This is a genomic window from Citrobacter sp. RHBSTW-00570, from assembly GCF_013739755.1.
Classification (GTDB): Bacteria; Pseudomonadota; Gammaproteobacteria; order Enterobacterales; family Enterobacteriaceae; genus Citrobacter; species Citrobacter braakii.
In genome coordinates, this window is record NZ_CP056399.1 from 5,035,804 (window position 1) to 5,059,012 (window position 23,209).

General features: G+C 52.8%; 16 protein-coding genes, 3 tRNA genes and 3 rRNA genes. 7 read left to right on the top strand and 15 right to left on the bottom strand.

The window, feature by feature from the left end; translation table 11 throughout:
* Window positions 1–118: 118 nt before the first annotated feature.
* The gene (gene ppiC / locus HV237_RS23880) at window positions 119–400 is read left to right on the top strand and encodes a peptidylprolyl isomerase PpiC (protein WP_016155104.1); all 282 of its coding nucleotides are present in this window, start codon (window positions 119–121) and stop codon (window positions 398–400) included.
* Window positions 401–454: 54 nt separating this feature from the next.
* Here ppiC and ilvC read toward each other — a convergent pair whose 3' ends face one another.
* Entirely contained in the window at window positions 455–1,930 is a 1,476-nt protein-coding gene (gene ilvC, locus HV237_RS23885; RefSeq protein ID WP_047358762.1) for a ketol-acid reductoisomerase, read from the bottom strand.
* A 152-nt stretch (window positions 1,931–2,082) separates the two neighbouring features.
* On the opposite strand from ilvC, the gene ilvY reads away from it, so the two are divergent.
* Both ilvY and fabV read left to right on the top strand, forming a co-directional pair.
* Entirely contained in the window at window positions 2,083–2,985 is a 903-nt protein-coding gene (ilvY, locus tag HV237_RS23890) for an HTH-type transcriptional activator IlvY (protein ID WP_016155102.1), read from the top strand.
* A gap of 175 nt (window positions 2,986–3,160) precedes the next feature.
* A complete protein-coding gene (gene fabV / locus HV237_RS23895) occupies window positions 3,161–4,354 on the top strand; it encodes an enoyl-ACP reductase FabV (protein ID WP_047358763.1) in 1,194 nt (397 codons plus the stop codon).
* Window positions 4,355–4,417: 63 nt separating this feature from the next.
* Here fabV and ilvA read toward each other — a convergent pair whose 3' ends face one another.
* The 6 genes from ilvA to ilvL form a co-directional block, all read right to left on the bottom strand.
* A complete protein-coding gene (gene ilvA / locus HV237_RS23900; protein WP_016157833.1) occupies window positions 4,418–5,962 on the bottom strand; it encodes a threonine ammonia-lyase, biosynthetic in 1,545 nt (514 codons plus the stop codon).
* A 5-nt stretch (window positions 5,963–5,967) separates the two neighbouring features.
* Window positions 5,968–7,818, bottom strand: coding sequence for a dihydroxy-acid dehydratase (gene ilvD, locus HV237_RS23905; protein WP_016157832.1), 1,851 nt, complete (start codon window positions 7,816–7,818; stop codon window positions 5,968–5,970).
* Between the two features lie 157 nt (window positions 7,819–7,975).
* Window positions 7,976–8,905: a branched-chain amino acid transaminase gene (locus HV237_RS23910; protein WP_003829030.1), complete on the bottom strand. Its 930-nt coding sequence runs from the start codon at window positions 8,903–8,905 to the stop codon at window positions 7,976–7,978.
* Window positions 8,906–8,922: 17 nt separating this feature from the next.
* Window positions 8,923–9,186, bottom strand: coding sequence for an acetolactate synthase 2 small subunit (ilvM, locus tag HV237_RS23915; RefSeq protein ID WP_003018017.1), 264 nt, complete (start codon window positions 9,184–9,186; stop codon window positions 8,923–8,925).
* The gene (gene ilvG, locus HV237_RS23920; protein ID WP_047358764.1) at window positions 9,183–10,829 is read right to left on the bottom strand and encodes an acetolactate synthase 2 catalytic subunit; all 1,647 of its coding nucleotides are present in this window, start codon (window positions 10,827–10,829) and stop codon (window positions 9,183–9,185) included. The genes ilvM and ilvG overlap by 4 nt, the downstream gene beginning before the upstream one ends.
* 139 nt (window positions 10,830–10,968) lie before the next feature.
* Window positions 10,969–11,067: an ilv operon leader peptide gene (gene ilvL / locus HV237_RS23925; RefSeq protein ID WP_001311244.1), complete on the bottom strand. Its 99-nt coding sequence runs from the start codon at window positions 11,065–11,067 to the stop codon at window positions 10,969–10,971.
* Window positions 11,068–11,420: 353 nt separating this feature from the next.
* Here ilvL and HV237_RS23930 point away from each other — a divergent pair, with 353 nt between their 5' ends.
* Window positions 11,421–12,941 (top strand): YifB family Mg chelatase-like AAA ATPase, encoded by a 1,521-nt coding sequence (locus HV237_RS23930; RefSeq protein ID WP_047358765.1) that lies wholly within the window; start codon window positions 11,421–11,423, stop codon window positions 12,939–12,941.
* 24 nt (window positions 12,942–12,965) lie between these two features.
* On the opposite strand, the gene maoP is transcribed toward HV237_RS23930, so the two are convergent.
* A complete protein-coding gene (gene maoP, locus HV237_RS23935; protein ID WP_003018025.1) occupies window positions 12,966–13,304 on the bottom strand; it encodes a macrodomain Ori organization protein MaoP in 339 nt (112 codons plus the stop codon).
* Window positions 13,305–13,410: 106 nt separating this feature from the next.
* Between maoP and hdfR the strand changes: the two genes are divergently transcribed.
* Window positions 13,411–14,256 carry an HTH-type transcriptional regulator HdfR gene (gene hdfR, locus HV237_RS23940; protein ID WP_087121878.1) on the top strand — a complete coding sequence of 282 codons (846 nt, stop codon included), beginning with the start codon at window positions 13,411–13,413 and terminating at the stop codon, window positions 14,254–14,256.
* Window positions 14,257–14,356: 100 nt separating this feature from the next.
* Here the strand turns inward: hdfR and HV237_RS23945 are convergent.
* From HV237_RS23945 to HV237_RS23970, 6 genes are all read right to left on the bottom strand, one after another.
* Window positions 14,357–14,432 (bottom strand) — tRNA-Trp (locus tag HV237_RS23945).
* A 52-nt stretch (window positions 14,433–14,484) separates the two neighbouring features.
* Window positions 14,485–14,561 (bottom strand) — tRNA-Asp (locus tag HV237_RS23950).
* 55 nt (window positions 14,562–14,616) lie between these two features.
* A 5S ribosomal RNA gene (gene rrf, locus HV237_RS23955) occupies window positions 14,617–14,732 on the bottom strand.
* A 98-nt stretch (window positions 14,733–14,830) separates the two neighbouring features.
* Window positions 14,831–17,737 (bottom strand): 23S ribosomal RNA (locus HV237_RS23960).
* A 220-nt stretch (window positions 17,738–17,957) separates the two neighbouring features.
* Window positions 17,958–18,033 (bottom strand) — tRNA-Glu (locus HV237_RS23965).
* Between the two features lie 85 nt (window positions 18,034–18,118).
* A 16S ribosomal RNA gene (locus HV237_RS23970) occupies window positions 18,119–19,660 on the bottom strand.
* Together the 16S, 23S and 5S rRNA genes with 3 tRNA genes alongside form the textbook arrangement of a ribosomal RNA operon.
* Window positions 19,661–20,114: 454 nt before the next feature.
* Here HV237_RS23970 and HV237_RS23975 point away from each other — a divergent pair.
* Both HV237_RS23975 and mdtD read left to right on the top strand, forming a co-directional pair.
* Window positions 20,115–20,819, top strand: coding sequence for a FadR/GntR family transcriptional regulator (locus HV237_RS23975; protein WP_016157828.1), 705 nt, complete (start codon window positions 20,115–20,117; stop codon window positions 20,817–20,819).
* A gap of 1 nt (window position 20,820) precedes the next feature.
* Window positions 20,821–22,248, top strand: coding sequence for a multidrug transporter subunit MdtD (gene mdtD, locus HV237_RS23980; protein ID WP_047358449.1), 1,428 nt, complete (start codon window positions 20,821–20,823; stop codon window positions 22,246–22,248).
* Here the strand turns inward: mdtD and rbsR are convergent.
* On the bottom strand, window positions 22,214–23,206 hold the full coding sequence (rbsR, locus tag HV237_RS23985; protein ID WP_016155093.1) for a ribose operon transcriptional repressor RbsR: 993 nt from the start codon (window positions 23,204–23,206) through the stop codon (window positions 22,214–22,216). The two genes, mdtD and rbsR, sit on opposite strands and share 35 nt — an antisense overlap.
* Window positions 23,207–23,209 lie beyond the last annotated feature (3 nt).

A 23,209-nucleotide genomic window follows, 5' to 3' on the forward strand; every position in this document is an offset into this window, starting at 1 on the left:
GGATGTGGATTGTAGCAGAAAGTGACGCCAGGGGGATCGGTCATAGCCCATCGCCGAAGACCACGGATTACATGCTACTATTGCGCCCTGATTTATCACTCAACTCAGAGCGCAAACCATGGCAAAAACAGCATCAGCAGTGCATATCCTTGTTAAAGAAGAGAAACTGGCTCTCGATCTTCTGGAACAAATCAAAAATGGCGCCGATTTTGGTAAACTGGCGAAGAAACACTCTATCTGCCCGTCGGGCAAACGCGGCGGCGATTTAGGCGAATTCCGTCAGGGCCAGATGGTTCCGGCGTTTGATAAAGTGGTGTTCTCCTGCCCGGTGCTGGAGCCAACCGGCCCACTGCACACTCAGTTCGGTTATCACATCATTAAAGTGCTGTACCGTAACTAATAGAAAGCCCGGTGTGTTAAAACACCGGGCTTTTTTTTGCCGAAAGGCGGCCTCTTAGCCAGCTACAGCAATACGTTTCATATCAGTCATATAGCCACGCAGTTTCTGGCCCACTTTCTCGATAGCATGGCCGCGAATAGCATCGTTCACGTCGCGCAGCTGCGCGTTGTCTACCGCACCTTCGGCAATCGCTTTGCCCAGATCTCCGGTTTGCAGGGTGGCCATGAACTCTTTCAGCAGCGGTACGCACGCGTAAGAGAACAGGTAGTTACCGTATTCTGCGGTATCGGAAATGACAACGTTCATTTCGTACAAGCGCTTACGGGCGATGGTGTTCGCGATCAGCGGCAGTTCGTGCAGTGATTCGTAGTAAGCAGACTCTTCGATGATGCCGGAATCCACCATGGTTTCAAACGCCAGCTCAACGCCAGCTTTCACCATCGCGATCATCAGCACGCCTTTATCGAAGTACTCCTGCTCGCCAATTTTACCTTCAAACTGCGGCGCGGTTTCGAACGCGGTTTTGCCGGTCTCTTCACGCCAGGTCAGCAGTTTCTTATCGTCGTTGGCCCAGTCAGCCATCATGCCTGAAGAGAATTCGCCGGAGATGATGTCATCCATGTGTTTCTGGAACAATGGCGCCATGATCTCTTTCAGCTGTTCGGACAGCGCATAAGCACGCAGTTTCGCTGGGTTAGACAGACGATCCATCATCAGGGTGATACCGCCCTGCTTCAGCGCTTCGGTGATGGTTTCCCAGCCAAACTGAATCAGTTTTTCGGCGTAAGCCGGGTCAGTACCTTCTTCCACCAGCTTGTCGAAGCACAGCAGAGAGCCTGCCTGCAGCATACCGCACAGAATTGTCTGCTCGCCCATCAGGTCAGATTTCACTTCCGCAACGAAGGACGATTCCAGCACGCCTGCACGGTGACCGCCAGTGGCCGCAGCCCATGCTTTGGCAATCGCCATGCCTTCGCCTTTCGGATCGTTTTCCGGGTGAACGGCGATCAGGGTTGGAACACCAAAACCACGTTTGTACTCTTCACGCACTTCGGTACCCGGACACTTCGGCGCAACCATCACCACAGTGATATCTTTACGGATCTGCTCGCCCACTTCGACGATGTTGAAACCGTGGGAGTAGCCCAGCGCCGCGCCGTCTTTCATCAGCGGCTGTACGGAACGTACAACGTCGGAGTGCTGTTTGTCCGGGGTCAGGTTAACCACCAGATCCGCCTGCGGGATCAGCTCTTCGTAGGTACCTACTTTGAAGCCATTTTCGGTCGCTTTGCGCCAGGAAGCGCGCTTCTCAGCAATCGCTTCTTTACGCAGGGCGTAGGAGATATCCAAACCGGAGTCGCGCATGTTCAGGCCTTGGTTCAGCCCCTGAGCACCGCACCCGACGATGACCACTTTTTTACCCTGAAGGTAGCTTGCGCCATCGGCGAATTCGTCGCGACCCATAAAGCGACATTTGCCCAGCTGCGCCAGCTGCTGGCGCAGGTTCAGTGTATTAAAGTAGTTAGCCATGGTGATACCTCGTGATGTTGTACTGTCTTATTGTTCGGTTCGCGTTTCAGCGAGAATGAACCCACATTACAACAGGAAATTTATTGCGGAAATTGATATATTCACAACATCACATTGCAATATCTGCAACGTAGAAAATCGGAGGCTCGTCCGTGGATTTACGCGATCTGAAAATGTTCCTGCATCTGGCGGAAAGCCGCCACTTTGGCCGCAGTGCGCGGGCGATGCACGTCAGCCCCTCCACACTCTCACGCCAGATCCAACGGCTGGAAGAAGATCTCGGCCAGGCGCTGTTTGTGCGCGATAACCGTACGGTCACGCTGACCGAAGCAGGCGAAGAGCTGCGAGTGTTTGCCCAGCAGACGCTGTTGCAGTATCAACAATTGCGCCACACCCTCGATCAGCAGGGACCGTCGTTGTCGGGCGAGCTGCATATCTTCTGCTCGGTTACCGCCGCCTACAGCCACCTGCCGCCAATTCTCGACCGCTTTCGCGCCGAGCACCCCTCGGTTGAAATTAAGCTCACCACCGGCGATGCCGCTGATGCGATGGACAAAGTGGTCACCGGAGAGGCCGATCTGGCAATAGCGGGTAAGCCAGAGACGCTGCCCGGTGCTGTGGCATTCTCGATGCTGGAGAATTTAACGGTAGTGTTGATCGCACCAGCATTGCCTTGCCCGGTACGGAATCAGGTTTCGGTCGATAAGCCGGACTGGTCGACGGTGCCGTTTATCATGGCCGACCAGGGGCCGGTACGCCGCCGCATCGAACTGTGGTTCCGCCGTCACAAAATCAGCAACCCATCGATTTACGCCACGGTCGGGGGGCACGAAGCGATGGTCTCGATGGTGGCGCTGGGCTGCGGCGTGGCTCTGCTGCCGGAAGTGGTGCTGGAAAACAGCCCGGAGCCGGTACGGAATCGCGTGATGATTTTAGAACGCAGCGACGAAAAAACACCGTTCGAGCTGGGCGTCTGCGCGCCGAAAAAACGGCTGCATGAGCCGCTCATAGACGCGTTCTGGAAGATTGTTCTGGAGCGTAAATCCGCCGAGTAGCGCCAGCATCAGGCCTAAAATCAGTGGTAGATTCAGTATTGGCACTCCTTTTCTGTATAATGTCCCGTGCCATAATAGATGTGGGGGGCTTGTTAACCATCACGTTTAGCAAGCCAGAACAGACGGTGTCATTGCGCACTTGACAGCGAAAATACAAACTTAATTAGCCATCATTATGATAATCAAACCAAAAATTCGTGGATTCATCTGTACAACGACCCATCCGACTGGCTGCAAAGTCAATGTGGAAAAACAGATCGATTATGTGAAGAAAAACGGGAAAATCGCTAACGGCCCTTCCCGCGTGCTGGTCATCGGTGCTTCCACCGGTTACGGCCTTGCTTCCAGAATTTCCGCCGCGTTTGGCAGCGGAGCCGCCACTATCGGCGTATTTTTCGAAAAACCAGGCACGGAAACCAAGCCAGGTTCCGCGGGCTGGTATAACTCTGCAGCCTTCGATGAGGCCGCAAAACGCGAAGGTCTGTATTCCAAAAGCATCAACGGCGACGCGTTCTCCGACGAGTGTCGCGACGAAGTTATCAAACTGATCAAAGAAGACCTGGGTCAGATTGACCTGGTGGTTTACTCACTGGCATCTCCGGTACGTAAAATGCCGAAAACCGGTGAAATCGTCCGTTCTGCGCTGAAGCCAATCGGTGAGGTTTATACCTCTAAAGCGATCGATACCAACAAAGATCAGATCATAACCGCCAGCATTGAGCCGGCAACCGAAGAAGAAGTTCAGAACACCGTCACCGTCATGGGCGGCGAAGACTGGGAACTGTGGATGGGCGCGCTGAGCGAAGCAGGCGTGCTGGCTGACAGCGTGAAAACCGTTGCCTACTCCTACATCGGTACTGACCTGACCTGGCCAATCTACTGGCACGGCGCGCTGGGCAAAGCAAAAGAAGATCTCGACCGCGCGGCAGGCGCGCTGCGTAATCAACTGGCTCCGCTGAACGGTTCCGCTAACGTTGCTGTACTGAAATCCGTTATCACGCAGGCCTCGTCTGCGATTCCGGTGATGCCGCTGTACATCTCCATGGTCTTCAAGCTGATGAAAGAACAGGGCATTCATGAAGGCTGCATCGAGCAGATCAACCGTCTGATGACCACCAGCCTGTACGGCGATAAAGTGGCGCTTGATGACAACCAGCGTATCCGTATGGATGACTGGGAACTGCGTGAAGACATTCAGCAGGCATGCCGCGATCTGTGGCCGCTGATCACCACCGAAAACCTGGCGCAAAAAACGGACTATGCAGGATATAAGCAGGAATTCCTGAATCTGTTCGGTTTTGGTCTCGACGAAGTGGATTACGATGCGGATGTAAACACCGAAGTCGAATTCGAAGTCATCACGCTGTAATCTGCTGATACAGTTGCAAAAAGGGTTCATGTTTTTACATGAACCCTTTTTTAATGGCTGCCGCTAACCCGCCAGGAAGAACCTGAACGCCGGGTTATGCGTTTCATCATGACAGTCATAACCCAGTTCATTCAGTCGCGTTTCGAAATCAGGTTCGTGCTCACCCAACTCAAACGCCGCCAGTACGCGACCATAATCGGTTCCGTGACTACGATAGTGGAACAACGAAATATTCCAGTGCGTCCCCAGGGTATGCAGGAATTTGAGCAACGCCCCCGGAGATTCCGGGAATTCGAAGCTGTACAGCCGCTCCTGCAAGGGTTTCGACGGGCGCCCACCGACCATGTAGCGCACGTGCAGCTTCGCCATTTCGTCGTCGGACAAATCCACCACGCTGTAGCCACCCTCGTTAAGCAACTGGAGGATTTCCTTACGCTCTTCCAGCCCACGGCTCAGACGGACGCCAACAAAAATACAGGCGTCTTTCGCATCAGCAAATCGGTAGTTAAACTCGGTAACCGAGCGTCCTCCCAACAGCTGGCAAAACTTCAGGAAGCTGCCCTTTTCTTCCGGAATAGTTACTGCCAGCAACGCTTCGCGCTGTTCGCCCAGCTCGCAACGTTCGGAAACATAGCGTAGGCCATGGAAGTTAACGTTAGCGCCGGAAAGGATATGCGCCAGACGTTCGCCGCGAATGTTGTGCTGGGCAATGTACTTTTTCATCCCCGCCAGCGCCAGCGCACCGGATGGTTCCGCCACCGCGCGCACATCCTCGAACAGATCTTTCATTGCCGCACAGATAGCGTCGCTATCGACAGTGATGATGTCGTCGAGATACTCCTGGCACAAACGGAAGGTTTCGTCGCCGATACGTTTCACCGCCACGCCTTCAGCAAAGAGGCCAACACGCGGCAAATCGACCGGTTGACCGGCATCCAGCGCCGCTTTCAGGCAGGCAGAGTCTTCAGCTTCAACGGCAATCACTTTGATCTGCGGCATCAACTGTTTGATCAGCACCGCCACGCCTGCCGCTAATCCGCCACCGCCCACCGGCACGAATACACGATCAAGGTGGGCATCCTGCTGCAATAACTCCAGTGCCAGCGTGCCCTGCCCGGCAATCACCATCGGATGGTCGAACGGAGGAACCCAGGTAAAACCCTGCTGCTGCGACAGCTCAATCGCTTTGGCTTTAGCTTCATCAAAATTCGCGCCGTGTAGCAGTACTTCACCACCGAAACCGCGAACGGCATCGACTTTGATATCGGCGGTAGCTGTAGGCATGACAATCAGCGCCTTCACGCCTAATCGCGCAGAAGAGAAAGCTACACCCTGAGCATGATTACCCGCCGATGCGGTGATTACGCCATGCGCTTTTTGCTCTTCGGTCAGACCGGCCATCATGGCATAGGCACCGCGCAGCTTGAAGCTGTGAACGGGTTGACGGTCTTCGCGCTTCACCAAAATCACGTTATCGAGGCGCGAAGAGAGTTTTTCCATTTTTTGTAGCGGTGTGACCTGCGCCGCTTCGTATACCGGCGCACGCAGCACTGCTCTGAGATACTCGGCGCCTTCTGGAGCGCCGGAGAGGGGTTGAGAATCCGCCATGGTCATTATCCCCCTAGTTTCGACTTATCGCGCACCGCACCTTTGTCGGCGCTGGTTGCCAGGCTGGCGTAAGCGCGCAGCGCAAAGGAGACCTGACGCTGACGATCTTTTGGCGTCCAGGCTTTGTCACCACGAGCTTCTTGCGCTTCACGGCGCGCAGCGATTTCCGCATCGCTCAGTTGCAGTTGAATGCCTCGATTCGGGATATCGATAGCAATCATGTCGCCATCTTCGATAATTGCGATATTACCGCCGCTGGCCGCTTCAGGAGAAACGTGACCAATGGAAAGCCCCGAAGTACCGCCAGAGAAACGACCGTCGGTAATCAGCGCGCAGGCCTTACCGAGACCCATCGATTTCAGGAAGGTGGTTGGGTAGAGCATTTCCTGCATGCCTGGCCCGCCCTTCGGCCCTTCGTAGCGAATCACCACCACGTCGCCGGCAACCACTTTACCGCCGAGGATAGCTTCAACCGCATCGTCCTGGCTTTCATACACTTTTGCCGGGCCGGTGAATTTCAGGATGCTGTCATCCACACCAGCAGTTTTTACGATACAGCCATTTTCCGCGAAGTTACCGTACAGGACTGCCAGGCCGCCGTCTTTGCTGTAAGCATGTTCCAACGAGCGAATGCAACCTTCTGCGCGGTCATCATCCAGGGTGTCCCAACGACAATCCTGCGAGAACGCCTGGGTGGTACGGATGCCAGCCGGACCTGCGCGGAACATTTTTTTCACCGCGTCGTCTTTGGTCAGCATAACGTCATAACTATCGAGCGTTTGCGGCAGAGTCAGTCCCAGCACGTTTTTCACGTCGCGGTTCAGTAGACCGGCGCGATCCAGCTCGCCTAAAATGCCCAGTACGCCGCCCGCGCGGTGCACGTCTTCCATATGGTATTTCTGCGTACTCGGCGCAACTTTACACAGCTGCGGGACTTTGCGGGACAACTTATCAATATCACTCATGGTGAAGTCGATTTCCGCTTCCTGCGCGGCCGCCAGCAGGTGCAGAACGGTGTTGGTGGAGCCGCCCATCGCGATATCCAGCGTCATGGCGTTCTCAAACGCCGCCTTGCTGGCAATGTTGCGCGGCAGGGCTGAAGCGTCATCCTGCTCGTAGTAGCGTTTGGTCAGCTCAACGATGCGTTTACCTGCGTTGAGGAACAGCTCTTTACGGTCGGCGTGAGTCGCCAACAGCGAACCGTTACCCGGCTGCGACAGACCCAGCGCTTCGGTCAGGCAGTTCATCGAGTTGGCGGTGAACATCCCGGAGCACGAGCCGCAGGTCGGACAGGCCGAACGTTCAACCTGCTCGCTCTGCGAGTCGGAGACTTTCGGGTCTGCGCCCTGAATCATCGCATCAACCAGATCAAGCTTGATGATTTGGTCAGAGAGCTTGGTTTTCCCGGCTTCCATTGGGCCGCCGGAAACAAAGATCACCGGAATGTTTAGCCGCAGAGAGGCCATTAACATCCCGGGGGTGATTTTATCGCAGTTAGAGATACAGACCATCGCATCGGCGCAGTGGGCGTTAACCATATATTCCACTGAATCGGCGATCAGCTCACGCGACGGCAGTGAATAAAGCATGCCGCCATGACCCATGGCGATACCATCATCCACGGCGATGGTGTTGAACTCTTTCGCCACGCCGCCTGAGGCTTCGATTTGTTCGGCAACCAGCTTACCGAGATCGCGCAGGTGGACGTGGCCCGGCACAAACTGGGTAAAGGAGTTCACCACAGCGATAATCGGTTTACCGAAGTCATCATCGGTCATCCCGGTGGCGCGCCACAGTGCGCGGGCACCCGCCATATTGCGGCCGTGGGTGGTGGTAGCAGAACGATACTTAGGCATGCTTGATTAACTCCCGTCTGTCTTTCCCCTGCATATTTCACGCCGCAGCTGAGGGCTGCCTCGCTCCCCCCAGTCACCTACTAAAGTAAGCTCCTGGGGACTCGCTGCGTTGCCGTCTTCCTGCAACGTGAACTATTTTGGGGAAATATTAATTTTGTTATTGGTTTACTGAATCCAACCAGCCGTATTTATCTTCCGTTTCACCGGTGAAGAGGCCAAAGAAGGCCTGCTGGATGCGTTTGGTGACCGGACCGCAGCGGCCTTCGCCCACCTGAATACCATCGACGCTGCGTACTGGGGTGATTTCGGCCGCGGTACCGGACATGAACACTTCGTCGGCCAGGTACAGCGATTCACGAGACAGCACCTGCTCACGCACTTCGATATCGAGATCTTTCGCCAGCTTAATGATCGCGTCACGGGTGATACCCGGCAGCGCGGAAGAGGTAAACGGCGGGGTAAACAGAATGCCGTCTTTTACTTCAAACAGGTTTTCGCCCGCGCCTTCGGAGATATAGCCATTCACATCCAGCGCAATGCCTTCCTGGTAGCCATGACGACGCGCTTCACTACCCACCAGCAGCGAAGACAGATAGTTACCACCTGCTTTAGCAGCGGTAGGAATCGTGTTTGGTGCAACGCGGTTCCAGGAAGAAACCATCGCGTCGATCCCCTGCTCCAGCGCTTCAGCACCGAGGTAAGCCCCCCATGGGAACGCGGCGATTATCACATCAGTGGTGTATCCCGCAGGCGGGTTAACGCCCATCCCTACGTCGCCAACAAACACCAGCGGACGGATATAGGCGCTGGTCAGGTTGTTTTTACGAATCACCTCACGGCAAGCTTCCATCAGCTCATCAACGCTCTGAGAAACGGGAAAACGATAGATCTTGGCTGAATCACGCAGACGCTGCATATGTTCGCGATGACGGAACACTACCGGCCCTTTGTGAGAATCGTAGCAACGGATCCCTTCAAATACAGAAGTACCGTAGTGCAGCGCGTGGGACATCACGTGGACCTTCGCGTCTTCCCAACGAATCATCTCGCCATTAGACCAAATGTAATCAGCTTTTTTCGTCGTCATTTTTCTTCCTTTTGCGCTCAGGCGCGGATTTGTTGTGATGTGGTTGTGCTCTGGCAGATAGCAACATGTGCAACATCTACCAGTTTACTTAACTGACTAAACAGTAAGTCGACCGACCGGGGGCTGGCAACGGTCAATTCGATATTTATATTCTGCGCATCGCTGGCGGCTTCCATATTCATGGAACACACCTGAAAACCACGATGACGTACCACGCGTAAAACACGTTCTAACGTTTCCGGATTGAAACGAGCCTCAACGGCGACCTGATGTTGCATCATGATAATTTCTCCAGCATTTCTGAGTTACTGGCGCCAGGTGGCACCAGAGGCCAGACATTCTCAAGTTCGTCGATTGAGACATGAAGCAAGTATGGCCCCTCGCTGTTCAGCATGGTGTCGAGTGCCGCTTCAACCTGGTCTTTACGGGTGATGTGTTGACCAGGAATGCCGAAGGCTCTGGCCAACATGAGGAAATCGGGGTTATCGGTAAGGGTGGTTTCGCTATAACGTTCCTGGAAAAACAGCTGCTGCCATTGTCGCACCATGCCTAACCGCTGGTTGTCGAGTAAAACTATCTTCAGCGGCAACTGCTTGCGTTTTACGGTGCCCAATTCCTGTACATTCATCATGAAGGAACCGTCACCGGAGATACAGATTACCGTATCATTCGGACGAGCAACCTGCGCGCCAACCGCTGCTGGCAGGCCAAAGCCCATCGTCCCCAGACCGCTCGACGTGATGAAGTTTTCAGGACGAGTGTAGGTCATATGCTGTGCCGACCACATCTGATGCTGGCCAACATCCGTTGTCACTACGCTATCCGCAGGTTTGCGATCGGATAACTGCTTTAACAACAGTGGCGCATAGATAGCTTCCCCCGGATGGTCGTAGCGCCAGATATGTTCTGCGCGCAGTTCAGCGCTGTGCTGACGCCATTCGTCAATCTTCATCAATTGCTGTAATGCTGGCAGAAGAGAATTTAAATCCCCCTGCAGCGCCACGTGTGCCTGGCGCAGTTTGTTCATTTCCGCCGGGTCGATATCCATGTGGATTACGCTGGCGTTCGGTGCGAAGGTATTCAGCTTACCAGTCACCCGGTCATCAAAACGTGCGCCAACCGCAATCAGTAAATCGCACTCTTGCACCGCGAAATTCGCGGCTTTAGTACCGTGCATTCCCAACATCCCCAAATAGTACGGGTAGTCAGCATCTACTGCGCCCAGACCTTTCAGCGTGCAGGCGACCGGCATTTGGGTTATCGCGATAAATTCACGCAGGGCCGGGACCGCCTGCGCCATACCTACGCCACCACCTACGTACAGGATGGGCTTTTGCGCCTGCGCCAGCATATTACGTGCCGGCTCAACGTCAGCGTGCGGAAACGTCTCTACGTTTTCGACGGTCGTAAAATATGGCTCCAGCGTACCGCTGGCTAATTGGATGTCTTTCGGGATATCAACCAGAACCGGACCCGGACGACCGGAATTCGCCACGGCGAAAGCCTCAGCCATGATACGCGGCAACTCTTCGAGTGACTGTACCAGGAAGCTGTGTTTAGTGCAGGACAGAGACATCCCCAGCACGTCCACTTCCTGGAACGCATCTGTTCCGATGAAAGGTGATGCCACCTGACCGGTGATCGCCACCACTGGAACAGAATCTAACAGCGCATCGGCAAGGCCCGTGATCAGGTTGGTTGCGCCAGGGCCGGAGGTAGCGATACAAACGCCGGTTTTACCGGTCGCACGGGCATAGCCAATCGCCGCCATTGCCGCACCCTGCTCGTGTCGGCACAACAGGTGCTCTACGCCGCCGTCATACAACGCATCGTAAACCGGCATAATTGCGCCACCAGGATAACCAAAGACGGTTTGAACCCCTTGTGCACGCAACGCATGTACCACCCACTGTGCCCCATTCATAGTTACATCCCCGCCGTAAATCTAGAGAAACAGAATTTTATGCTACCGTTCACTTTCTGCTCCTCGTGTATGTTTTTAAGGTCAAAAAAAACCCCCGGACCTTTCGGTGCGGGGGTCTTAGTTCGTTAAGGCTTGTTTTCTAAGCCTTTCCTCGTCCAAGTGCAGCCCCGCACGGTGGGATAATAATCACCACCACGCTAATCACGACCAGGCTAATCACTCGTAGAAGGGCTGTCATTTTTGTATTTTCTTGCATCTTGTTCGAAGGAATACCTAAAGAGTTACCATAGAATTTGCAAATGACACAAGATATTTTTTTATTCGTTTTTCTGACGTCGTTAACGGTTTAGATAAATACCGTTGTTTTTTATACAAAAAAATCAAAAATGAAAATATTTCACGCTTCAGGCGATCCTCGGTAACCCGATCCCCAATACAAACACCATTCAAAAGCATTTGCGGGCGTCATTCCAGGCTTAATGCAAGCAGTTATACGTTGCGCAAAAATACGGGAATCAGCATCTAAAAACCGCAATTATATGAAATCTTGCCGCGATGTATTACGACATAATACTTTTATCAGGAGGAATTATGTCACTATCGATTGTTCACACACGCGCCGCGCTAGGCGTGAATGCGCCAGCCATTACCATCGAGGTACATATCAGCAACGGCCTGCCTGGTTTAACCATGGTGGGGCTGCCCGAAACGACGGTGAAAGAGGCTCGCGATCGGGTACGCAGTGCGATTATTAATAGCGGTTATGAATTCCCGGCAAAGAAGATAACTATAAACCTCGCTCCGGCCGATCTCCCGAAAGAAGGGGGGCGATATGATTTACCTATCGCTGTTGCGCTTCTGGCCGCTTCTGAGCAGCTTACACCCCACAATCTCGACACCTACGAGCTGGTAGGTGAATTAGCGCTTACAGGCGCGCTACGCGGCGTTCCCGGCGCGATATCAAGCGCAACCGAGGCCATTCGTGCAGGCAGGCGAATTATTGTCGCAAAAGAGAATGCCGCTGAAGTTGGACTGATACACGGCGAAGGGTGCCTGATCGCCGATCACCTGCAGACCGTATGCGCATTTCTCGAAGGTAAGCATGATTTAGACAGGCCATCATCCGCAGATTTTACGCCTCACGCATTAGCTGATGATCTGAGCGATGTTATCGGCCAGGAACAGGGTAAACGCGGGCTGGAGCTTACCGCAGCAGGCGGCCACAACCTCTTGCTCATCGGCCCGCCGGGTACGGGAAAGACTATGCTAGCCAGTCGACTCAGAGGGCTGCTCCCTCCACTTAGCAACGATGAAGCGCTGGAAAGTGCCGCGATACTCAGTCTGATCCATTCCGACACGATACAAAAACAGTGGAAGCAACGCCCTTTTCGCTCGCCACATCACAGTGCTTCATTAACCGCCATGGTCGGTGGAGGCTCTATTCCTGCGCCAGGAGAGATCTCTTTAGCGCACAACGGCATACTGTTTCTGGATGAACTACCCGAGTTTGAGCGGCGCACGCTGGATGCACTGCGCGAACCCATCGAGTCCGGGCAGATCCATCTATCCCGCACCAGAGCAAAAATAACCTATCCCGCACGCTTTCAACTCATAGCTGCGATGAATCCAAGCCCGACGGGCCATTATCAGGGAAACCATAACCGCTGTACCCCAGAACAGACACTGCGCTACCTAAATCGATTGTCAGGTCCATTTCTTGACCGCTTCGACCTCTCCCTCGAAATTCCCTTACCGCCGCCCGGTATACTCAGCCAGAGCGCGATGAAAGGGGAAAATAGCGCAACGGTGAAGCAACGTGTTATGGCAGCGCGAGAGCGTCAGTATCAGCGGCAAAATAAGTTAAACGCACATCTGGACAGTCAGGATATCCATAAATACTGCCTACTGCGTAGCGACGATGCACAGTGGCTTGAAGAAACGCTCGCTCATCTCGGATTGTCTATCCGCGCCTGGCTGCGCCTGATTAAGGTCGCTCGAACGATTGCGGATATCGAACAATGTGATCACATCTCTCGCCAGCATTTACAGGAGGCCGTTGGGTACCGAGCGATAGACAGGTTACTCATTCATCTGCAGAAACTACTGACATAAAAAAAGGGCTTTCGCCCCTTTTTATTAATCATCAGATTCGGTGTAGTCTTCTGCGCCTTCCACCTGAGGTTTCCCACCCGATAAGGTGTGGAAGCGTTTTGGACGCTTAATACGCGTCATATATTTAGACCACACACGTTCAGCTTCGGTAACCGGCTCACGTTCACCACGGCATACCGCAACAAACAGTTTTTCTTCTTCAGTTACCGGCTCACGCTTGCCCAGATCCAGCTCGTTGAAAGCATAACCGTGACGCTCAAGCAGTTGTGCTTCTTTAATGGTGAAATCACCATGACGGGAGAATCCGCGGGGATAATATTTATTATCGAAATATCGATTAGTCGTCGTAAAGCTTTCCGCCATCCTGCACGCTCCTAATTCTTTGGCCGAGCTATTTATGGCGCGGAGTATTAGTTACGCTTGACAGAGCGTCAAACAAAAGATTTAAATCATAACGACAAATAATTTTATGGAGCGAGTTGTGGATACGGAATTGTTAAAAACTTTCCTGGAAGTTAGCCGGACACGCCACTTTGGCAGGGCTGCTGAAGCGCTCTACCTGACCCAATCAGCGGTTAGTTTCCGGATCAGACAACTGGAAAATCAATTGGGTGTAAACCTGTTCACCCGACACAGAAACAATATCCGTTTAACCGCTGCAGGTGAAAAATTATTGCCTTACGCCGAAACGTTGATGAATACGTGGCAGGCAGCACGTAAGGAAGTCGCGAATACCTCGCGGCATAACGAGTTTTCTATCGGTGCCAGCGCATCTCTCTGGGAGTGCATGCTTAATGACTGGTTGAAGCGTTTGTATCAATCTCAGGAGCCACAATCCAGCCTGCAGTTTGAAGCGAGGATCGCTCAACGCCAATCGTTAGTAAAACAGCTTCATGAACGACAGCTTGATCTACTGATTACTACCGAAACACCCAAAATGGACGAATTTAGCAGCCAACTGTTGGGATATTTCACGCTGGCGCTCTATTGCAGCTCTCCTTCGCAAACCAAAGATGAGCTGAATTATTTACGCCTGGAATGGGGACCCGATTTCCAACAACACGAAGCAGGACTAATAGCGGGAGATGAAGTGCCGGTACTCACCACCAGTTCGGCAGAATTGGCCAGGCAGCAACTTTCAGTGATTAAGGGCTTTAGCTGGCTTCCCGTCAACTGGGCCAAAACCAAAAGCGATCTCCATACGGTTACCGACAGTACAACGCTTTCACGTCCTTTATATGCAGTTTGGCTGCAAAACAGCGATAAAAATGGACTAATTTGCGATCTGCTGAGAACAGATATTCTGGAAAATTAAAGAAAATATAGGCAAGGATGCCGGGAGTAAAACAGCAGGAAGGCATAATTCAAATTGCAGGTAAAAAAAAATCCTTAGCAAAAATGCTAAGGATTGTTTCTGGCAGGGGCGGAGAGACTCGAACTCGCGACACCCGGTTTTGGAGACCGGTGCTCTACCAACTGAGCTACGCCCCTAAATTTTCTTATCATTAAGCCTGCTTGGTAGCAGGCTTAATTTTCTAATAAGTGGCGGAACGGACGGGACTCGAACCCGCGACCCCCTGCGTGACAGGCAGGTATTCTAACCAACTGAACTACCGCTCCACCGAATATCTTTGTCACTACCCGGATTATTCATCCCGGTTTACTGCAATTTGATGCCTGGCAGTTCCCTACTCTCGCATGGGGAGACCCCACACTACCATCGGCGCTACGGCGTTTCACTTCTGAGTTCGGCATGGGGTCAGGTGGGACCACCGCGCTACAGCCGCCAGGCAAATTCTGTTTATCAACACACCTCTCAGGTCTGTCGATGTAATCTGTAATCAAGCTGAATTTCGATGTCTCATCCGCCAAAACATCTTCGGCGTTGTAAGGTTAAGCCTCACGGTTCATTAGTATCGGTTAGCTCAACGTATCGCTACGCTTACACACCCGACCTATCAACGTCGTCGTCTTCAACGTTCCTTCAGGACCCTTAAAGGGTCAGGGAGAACTCATCTCGGGGCAAGTTTCGTGCTTAGATGCTTTCAGCACTTATCTCTTCCGCATTTAGCTACCGGGCAATGCCATTGGCATGACAACCCGAACACCAGTGATGCGTCCACTCCGGTCCTCTCGTACTAGGAGCAGCCCCCCTCAATTCTCCAGCGCCCACGGCAGATAGGGACCGAACTGTCTCACGACGTTCTAAACCCAGCTCGCGTACCACTTTAAATGGCGAACAGCCATACCCTTGGGACCTACTTCAGCCCCAGGATGTGATGAGCCGACATCGAGGTGCCAAACACCGCCGTCGATATGAACTCTTGGGCGGTATCAGCCTGTTATCCCCGGAGTACCTTTTATCCGTTGAGCGATGGCCCTTCCATTCAGAACCACCGGATCACTAAGACCTGCTTTCGCACCTGCTCGAGCCGTCACTCTCGCAGTCAAGCTAGCTTATGCCTTTGCACTAACCTCCTGATGTCCGACCAGGATTAGCTAACCTTCGTGCTCCTCCGTTACTCTTTAGGAGGAGACCGCCCCAGTCAAACTACCCACCAGACACTGTCCGCAACCCGGATTACGGGTCTACGTTAGAACACCAGCCATTAAAGGGTGGTATTTCAAGGTTGGCTCCATGCAGACTGGCGTCCACACTTCAAAGCCTCCCACCTATCCTACACATCAAGGACCAGTGTTCAGTGTCAAGCTATAGTAAAGGTTCACGGGGTCTTTCCGTCTTGCCGCGGGTACACTGCATCTTCACAGCGAGTTCAATTTCACTGAGTCTCGGGTGGAGACAGCCTGGCCATCATTACGCCATTCGTGCAGGTCGGAACTTACCCGACAAGGAATTTCGCTACCTTAGGACCGTTATAGTTACGGCCGCCGTTTACCGGGGCTTCGATCAAGAGCTTCTCCTTACGGATAACCCCATCAATTAACCTTCCGGCACCGGGCAGGCGTCACACCGTATACGTCCACTTTCGTGTTTGCACAGTGCTGTGTTTTTAATAAACAGTTGCAGCCAGCTGGTATCTTCGACTGATTTCAGCTCCATGAGTAAATCACTTCACCTACATATCAGCGTGCCTTCTCCCGAAGTTACGGCACCATTTTGCCTAGTTCCTTCACCCGAGTTCTCTCAAGCGCCTTGGTATTCTCTACCTGACCACCTGTGTCGGTTTGGGGTACGATTTTGTGTTACCTGATGCTTAGAGGCTTTTCCTGGAAGCAGGGCATTTGTTACTTCAGCACCGTAGTGCCTCGTCATCACACCTCAGCGTTAACAAGACTCCGGATTTACCTGGAATCTCCGCCTACATGCTTAAACCGGGACAACCGTCGCCCGGCTAACATAGCCTTCTCCGTCCCCCCTTCGCAGTAACACCAAGTACAGGAATATTAACCTGTTTCCCATCGACTACGCCTTTCGGCCTCGCCTTAGGGGTCGACTCACCCTGCCCCGATTAACGTTGGACAGGAACCCTTGGTCTTCCGGCGTGCGGGTTTTTCACCCGCATTATCGTTACTTATGTCAGCATTCGCACTTCTGATACCTCCAGCAACCCTCACAGGCCACCTTCAACGGCTTACAGAACGCTCCCCTACCCAACAACACATAGTGTCGCTGCCGCAGCTTCGGTGCATGGTTTAGCCCCGTTACATCTTCCGCGCAGGCCGACTCGACCAGTGAGCTATTACGCTTTCTTTAAATGATGGCTGCTTCTAAGCCAACATCCTGGCTGTCTGTGCCTTCCCACATCGTTTCCCACTTAACCATGACTTTGGGACCTTAGCTGGCGGTCTGGGTTGTTTCCCTCTTCACGACGGACGTTAGCACCCGCCGTGTGTCTCCCGTGATAACATTCTTCGGTATTCGCAGTTTGCATCGGGTTGGTAAGTCGGGATGACCCCCTAGCCGAAACAGTGCTCTACCCCCGAAGATGAATTCACGAGGCGCTACCTAAATAGCTTTCGGGGAGAACCAGCTATCTCCCGGTTTGATTGGCCTTTCACCCCCAGCCACAAGTCATCCGCTAATTTTTCAACATTAGTCGGTTCGGTCCTCCAGTTAGTGTTACCCAACCTTCAACCTGCCCATGGCTAGATCACCGGGTTTCGGGTCTATACCCTGCAACTTAACGCCCAGTTAAGACTCGGTTTCCCTTCGGCTCCCCTATTCGGTTAACCTTGCTACAGAATATAAGTCGCTGACCCATTATACAAAAGGTACGCAGTCACCCCATAAAGAGGCTCCCACTGCTTGTACGTACACGGTTTCAGGTTCTTTTTCACTCCCCTCGCCGGGGTTCTTTTCGCCTTTCCCTCACGGTACTGGTTCACTATCGGTCAGTCAGGAGTATTTAGCCTTGGAGGATGGTCCCCCCATATTCAGACAGGATACCACGTGTCCCGCCCTACTCTTCGAGTTCACAACACATGCACTTTTGTGTACGGGGCTATCACCCTGTATCGCCGGACTTTCCAGACCGTTCCACTACCACACATGCTGATTCAGACTCTGGGCTGCTCCCCGTTCGCTCGCCGCTACTGGGGGAATCTCGGTTGATTTCTTTTCCTCGGGGTACTTAGATGTTTCAGTTCCCCCGGTTCGCTTCATTACGCTATGTATTCACGTAATGATAGTGTGACGAATCACACTGGGTTTCCCCATTCGGAAATCGCCGGTTATAACGGTTCATATCACCTTACCGACGCTTATCGCAGATTAGCACGTCCTTCATCGCCTCTGACTGCCAGGGCATCCACCGTGTACGCTTAGTCGCTTAACCTCACAACCCGAAGATGTTTCGTAAAACACTTCAGTGTTGCGAAAATTTGAGAGACTCGGACACACCGCTTTTCATTTCTTGTTTACGGAGAAATGAAACAGTGTGTCGTTTCAATTTTCAGCTTGATCCAGATTTTTAAAGAGCAAATATCTCAAACGAGACTCGAAAGTCTGTTTTGAGATACTTCGGTCGGCGACTTTCACTCACACATACCAGCAAGTGGCGTCCCCTAGGGGATTCGAACCCCTGTTACCGCCGTGAAAGGGCGGTGTCCTGGGCCTCTAGACGAAGGGGACACTGAAGTCTCAATCGCAAGACGCCTTGCTATTTACTTTTCATCAGACAATCTGTGTGAGCACTACAAAGGTCGGTTCTTTAAGGTAAGGAGGTGATCCAACCGCAGGTTCCCCTACGGTTACCTTGTTACGACTTCACCCCAGTCATGAATCACAAAGTGGTAAGCGCCCTCCCGAAGGTTAAGCTACCTACTTCTTTTGCAACCCACTCCCATGGTGTGACGGGCGGTGTGTACAAGGCCCGGGAACGTATTCACCGTGGCATTCTGATCCACGATTACTAGCGATTCCGACTTCATGGAGTCGAGTTGCAGACTCCAATCCGGACTACGACATACTTTATGAGGTCCGCTTGCTCTCGCGAGGTCGCTTCTCTTTGTATATGCCATTGTAGCACGTGTGTAGCCCTACTCGTAAGGGCCATGATGACTTGACGTCATCCCCACCTTCCTCCAGTTTATCACTGGCAGTCTCCTTTGAGTTCCCGACCGAATCGCTGGCAACAAAGGATAAGGGTTGCGCTCGTTGCGGGACTTAACCCAACATTTCACAACACGAGCTGACGACAGCCATGCAGCACCTGTCTCACGGTTCCCGAAGGCACCAAGGCATCTCTGCCAAGTTCCGTGGATGTCAAGAGTAGGTAAGGTTCTTCGCGTTGCATCGAATTAAACCACATGCTCCACCGCTTGTGCGGGCCCCCGTCAATTCATTTGAGTTTTAACCTTGCGGCCGTACTCCCCAGGCGGTCGACTTAACGCGTTAGCTCCGGAAGCCACGCCTCAAGGGCACAACCTCCAAGTCGACATCGTTTACGGCGTGGACTACCAGGGTATCTAATCCTGTTTGCTCCCCACGCTTTCGCACCTGAGCGTCAGTCTTTGTCCAGGGGGCCGCCTTCGCCACCGGTATTCCTCCAGATCTCTACGCATTTCACCGCTACACCTGGAATTCTACCCCCCTCTACAAGACTCTAGCCTGCCAGTTTCGGATGCAGTTCCCAGGTTGAGCCCGGGGATTTCACATCCGACTTGACAGACCGCCTGCGTGCGCTTTACGCCCAGTAATTCCGATTAACGCTTGCACCCTCCGTATTACCGCGGCTGCTGGCACGGAGTTAGCCGGTGCTTCTTCTGCGAGTAACGTCAATTGCTGCGGTTATTAACCACAACACCTTCCTCCTCGCTGAAAGTACTTTACAACCCGAAGGCCTTCTTCATACACGCGGCATGGCTGCATCAGGCTTGCGCCCATTGTGCAATATTCCCCACTGCTGCCTCCCGTAGGAGTCTGGACCGTGTCTCAGTTCCAGTGTGGCTGGTCATCCTCTCAGACCAGCTAGGGATCGTCGCCTAGGTGAGCCGTTACCCCACCTACTAGCTAATCCCATCTGGGCACATCCGATGGCAAGAGGCCCGAAGGTCCCCCTCTTTGGTCTTGCGACATTATGCGGTATTAGCTACCGTTTCCAGTAGTTATCCCCCTCCATCGGGCAGTTTCCCAGACATTACTCACCCGTCCGCCACTCGTCACCCAAGGAGCAAGCTCCTCTGTGCTACCGTTCGACTTGCATGTGTTAGGCCTGCCGCCAGCGTTCAATCTGAGCCATGATCAAACTCTTCAATTTAAGTTTGATGCTCGTGAATTAAACTTCGTAATGAATTACGTGTTCACTCAGAGACTTGGTATTCATTTTTCGTCTTGCGACGTTAAGAATCCGTATCTTCGAGTGCCCACACAGATTGTCTGATAAATTGTTAAAGAGCAGTGCCGCTTCGCTTTTTCTCAGCGGCGCGGGGTGTGCATATTACGCCATCCCGCTACAGAGTCAAGCGTTTATTTTCGCTTTTCTCCGCTGACCCGGCGGTTTGTAATCCGTTGTTCCGTGTCAGTGGAGGCGCATTATAGGGAGTTATTTCAGGCTGACAAGGGGAAATTTAAAATAACTTTCCGAATGCGTGTTTTTTCAGCAAAACCACCATTAACATGCCATAAAATAAGCAAATTGCCGTTTTTGCAGCCGCAATAACACTTCCAGGTGGCATACTAATGAATAAGAAATAAAGTAAGGAAAACCATTCATGCCGTTAAATGCCCAACAGCTAGCCGCACAGAAAAACCTGTCCTACGTTCTGGCCGAAAAGCTGGCTCAGCGAATATTAAAAGGTGAATACGCACCGGGCGCTATATTGCCTGGCGAAATAGAGCTGGGCGATCAGTTTGGCGTGAGTCGTACCGCGGTAAGAGAAGCGGTAAAGACGTTAACGGCAAAAGGTATGGTATTACCGCGCCCGCGTATTGGTACACGCGTCATGCCGCAGGCAAACTGGAACTTCCTCGACCAGGAGCTGCTCACCTGGTGGATGACAGAAGATAATTTCTCTCAGGTCATTAAACATTTTCTGGTGATGCGTATCAGCCTGGAGCCTCAGGCGTGTTTACTGGCGGCGACTATAGGTACGGCAGAACAGAAAGCGCATCTCAACACGCTGATGGAAGAAATGGTCGAGCTGAAAAGAAACTTCAGACGCGAGCGTTGGATTGAGGTTGATATCGCCTGGCATGAACACATCTATGAAATGAGTGCGAACCCGTTCCTTATCTCCTTCGCATCACTCTTCCATTCCGTTTACCAGACCTACTTTACCTCTATTACCTATAACGACGTGGTCAAGCTGGATTTACACCAGGCCATTGTCGACGCAATAGATGAGAGCGATGGCGATCGCGCCTTCGCTGCCTGTCAGGCATTGCTGATAGCACCGAACGTGCTACCGGATAAATAATATGTCAGAAAAGAAATCACGCAGTATGGCCGGGCTACCGTGGATAGCAGCCATGGCCTTTTTTATGCAGGCACTAGACGCCACGATCCTCAATACCGCCTTACCCGCAATAGCACACAGCCTTAACCGCTCTCCGCTCGCCATGCAGTCGGCCATTATCAGTTACACCCTGACGGTCGCGATGCTGATCCCGGTGAGTGGATGGCTGGCAGACAGGTTCGGTACCCGGCGCGTCTTTATGATAGCTGTTAGCCTGTTTACGCTGGGTTCGCTGGCCTGTGCGCTGTCCAGCACCCTAAGCGAACTGGTGATTTTCCGCGTCATTCAGGGCATTGGCGGCGCCATGATGATGCCCGTTGCCCGTCTGGCATTATTACGTGCTTACCCCCGCAGCGAACTGCTTCCGGTGCTTAACTTCGTAACCATGCCTGGACTTGTGGGGCCGATTTTAGGTCCGGTATTGGGCGGTGTACTGGTCACGTGGGCCAGTTGGCACTGGATCTTCCTGATTAATATTCCAATTGGGGTTGCCGGTATCTTCTATGCCCGCAAATATATGCCGAACTTCACCACGCCGCGCCGCGGTTTTGATATGACCGGTTTCTTTCTGTTTGGTTTGAGCCTGGTGTTGTTTTCCAGCGGGGTAGAGCTGTTCGGTGAGAAGCTTGTCGAGACCTGGATAGCGCTCAGCATTATTCTTGCCAGCATTCTGTTACTGCTCGCCTACATTCGCCACGCGCGTCGTCACCCAACGCCGCTAATATCGCTTCCTATATTTAAGACCCGAACTTTTTCCGTCGGGATCGCCGGAAACCTTGCCACTCGTCTGGGTACAGGGTGCGTGCCCTTCTTAATGCCGCTAATGTTGCAGGTAGGCTTTGGATACCCGGCGCTGATAGCCGGTTGCATGATGGCGCCAACGGCGCTGGGATCAATACTGGCGAAATCAATGGTGACGCAGGTGCTGCGCCGGCTCGGCTACAGAACCACACTGGTGGGTGTTACGGTATTTATCGGCCTGATGATTGCGCAGTTCGCATTGCAATCTCCCGCCATGCCGGTCTGGATGTTGATCCTGCCGTTGTTCATTTTGGGTATGGCGATGTCCACCCAGTTTACCTCCATGAATACCATCACTCTGGCGGACCTGACCGATGAAAACGCCAGCAGCGGCAACAGTGTGCTGGCCGTTACTCAGCAGTTATCAATCAGTTTAGGGGTCGCCATCAGCGCTGCCGTTCTGCGTATCTATGAAGGTATGGAAGGAACCAATACGGTCGAGCAGTTCCACTACACCTTTATGACGATGGGCGCTATCACGGTAGTGTCTGCGCTGATGTTCATGCTGCTAAAAGCAAAAGATGGACGTAATCTGATTAAAGAGCGACATAATCCTAAACCGACCCCCGCTCCATCAAAACAGGAGTAAGTTGCAGGCGCTGTTGCTGTAATGCGGGCTGCGCCATCCGGTGGATTAATACATCGATGGCCAGTTCGCCCAGTTCATCTTTTGGTTGATGGATGGTCGTCAGCGGCGGCGTCATATAGCGCGCCAGCTCGATATCATCATAACCCACCACCGCCATATCCTGCGGAATGCGCAATCCCGATTGGTACAGTGCCTGATACGCGCCAACCGCCATGGCATCATTGCCGGTAAAAACGGCCTGCGGTCGCTGTTTATGCGACAGCAACGTTTGCATAGCTTCAAAGCCGCCGCCGAACTCAAAGTCACCGGTAATCTCGTAACCTTCCGGGACCGGCAACCCCGCCCGCTTCATTGCCGCCCGATATCCTTCCAGACGCAAACGCGCCGGAGTTTTATCCAGCGGCCCGGTGATGCAGGCAATGCGCGTAAAACCTTTTTCGATAAGATGTTGAGTGGCTAAATCCCCGCCCAACAGGGAGTTATCCTGGATCAGATCGCTTTCACCATCAAAAGGCGACCAGTCCATCATGACGGTCGGTATAGAAGGATAGCGTTGCATGATCTCCCTGGAAGGTTGATGTGTTTCCGTGCAGAGCAGCAGCAAGCCGTCCACCCGTTTTTGCATTAACGTTTCCAGATTACGGTTCATGCGCTGTTCATCACCTTCAGTGTTGCACAGCACCAGGCTGTAGCCGCGTTCAAAACAACTACGTTCAACGCCGCGCACCAGCTCAGAATAAAAGGGGTTGGTACTGGCAGTGATTAACATGCCAATAGTGTGGGTCTGGTTTAACTTGAGACTACGCGCCAGCGCTGAGGGCGCGTAGTTAAGCTCTTTAATCGCCGCTTCAACTTTGTCAGTGACAGACTCACTGACAAAGCGATCTTTATTAATGACGTGAGAAACCGTCGACGTGGAAACCCCCGCCAGGCGGGCGACGTCCTTCATTGTAGCCAAGCG

What these genes read in the sequence shown, in the direction of transcription:
- ppiC (WP_016155104.1), top strand. Translation starts at nt 119, where the DNA reads ATGGCAAAAACAGCATCAGCAGTGCATATCCTTGTTAAAGAAGAGAAA.
- ilvC (WP_047358762.1), bottom strand. Translation starts at nt 1,930, where the DNA reads ATGGCTAACTACTTTAATACACTGAACCTGCGCCAGCAGCTGGCGCAG.
- fabV (WP_047358763.1), top strand. Translation starts at nt 3,161, where the DNA reads ATGATAATCAAACCAAAAATTCGTGGATTCATCTGTACAACGACCCAT.
- ilvA (WP_016157833.1), bottom strand. Translation starts at nt 5,962, where the DNA reads ATGGCGGATTCTCAACCCCTCTCCGGCGCTCCAGAAGGCGCCGAGTAT.
- ilvD (WP_016157832.1), bottom strand. Translation starts at nt 7,818, where the DNA reads ATGCCTAAGTATCGTTCTGCTACCACCACCCACGGCCGCAATATGGCG.
- HV237_RS23910 (WP_003829030.1), bottom strand. Translation starts at nt 8,905, where the DNA reads ATGACGACGAAAAAAGCTGATTACATTTGGTCTAATGGCGAGATGATT.
- ilvM (WP_003018017.1), bottom strand. Translation starts at nt 9,186, where the DNA reads ATGATGCAACATCAGGTCGCCGTTGAGGCTCGTTTCAATCCGGAAACG.
- ilvG (WP_047358764.1), bottom strand. Translation starts at nt 10,829, where the DNA reads ATGAATGGGGCACAGTGGGTGGTACATGCGTTGCGTGCACAAGGGGTT.
- ilvL (WP_001311244.1), bottom strand. Translation starts at nt 11,067, where the DNA reads ATGACAGCCCTTCTACGAGTGATTAGCCTGGTCGTGATTAGCGTGGTG.
- HV237_RS23930 (WP_047358765.1), top strand. Translation starts at nt 11,421, where the DNA reads ATGTCACTATCGATTGTTCACACACGCGCCGCGCTAGGCGTGAATGCG.
- maoP (WP_003018025.1), bottom strand. Translation starts at nt 13,304, where the DNA reads ATGGCGGAAAGCTTTACGACGACTAATCGATATTTCGATAATAAATAT.
- hdfR (WP_087121878.1), top strand. Translation starts at nt 13,411, where the DNA reads ATGGAGCGAGTTGTGGATACGGAATTGTTAAAAACTTTCCTGGAAGTT.
- HV237_RS23975 (WP_016157828.1), top strand. Translation starts at nt 20,115, where the DNA reads ATGCCGTTAAATGCCCAACAGCTAGCCGCACAGAAAAACCTGTCCTAC.
- mdtD (WP_047358449.1), top strand. Translation starts at nt 20,821, where the DNA reads ATGTCAGAAAAGAAATCACGCAGTATGGCCGGGCTACCGTGGATAGCA.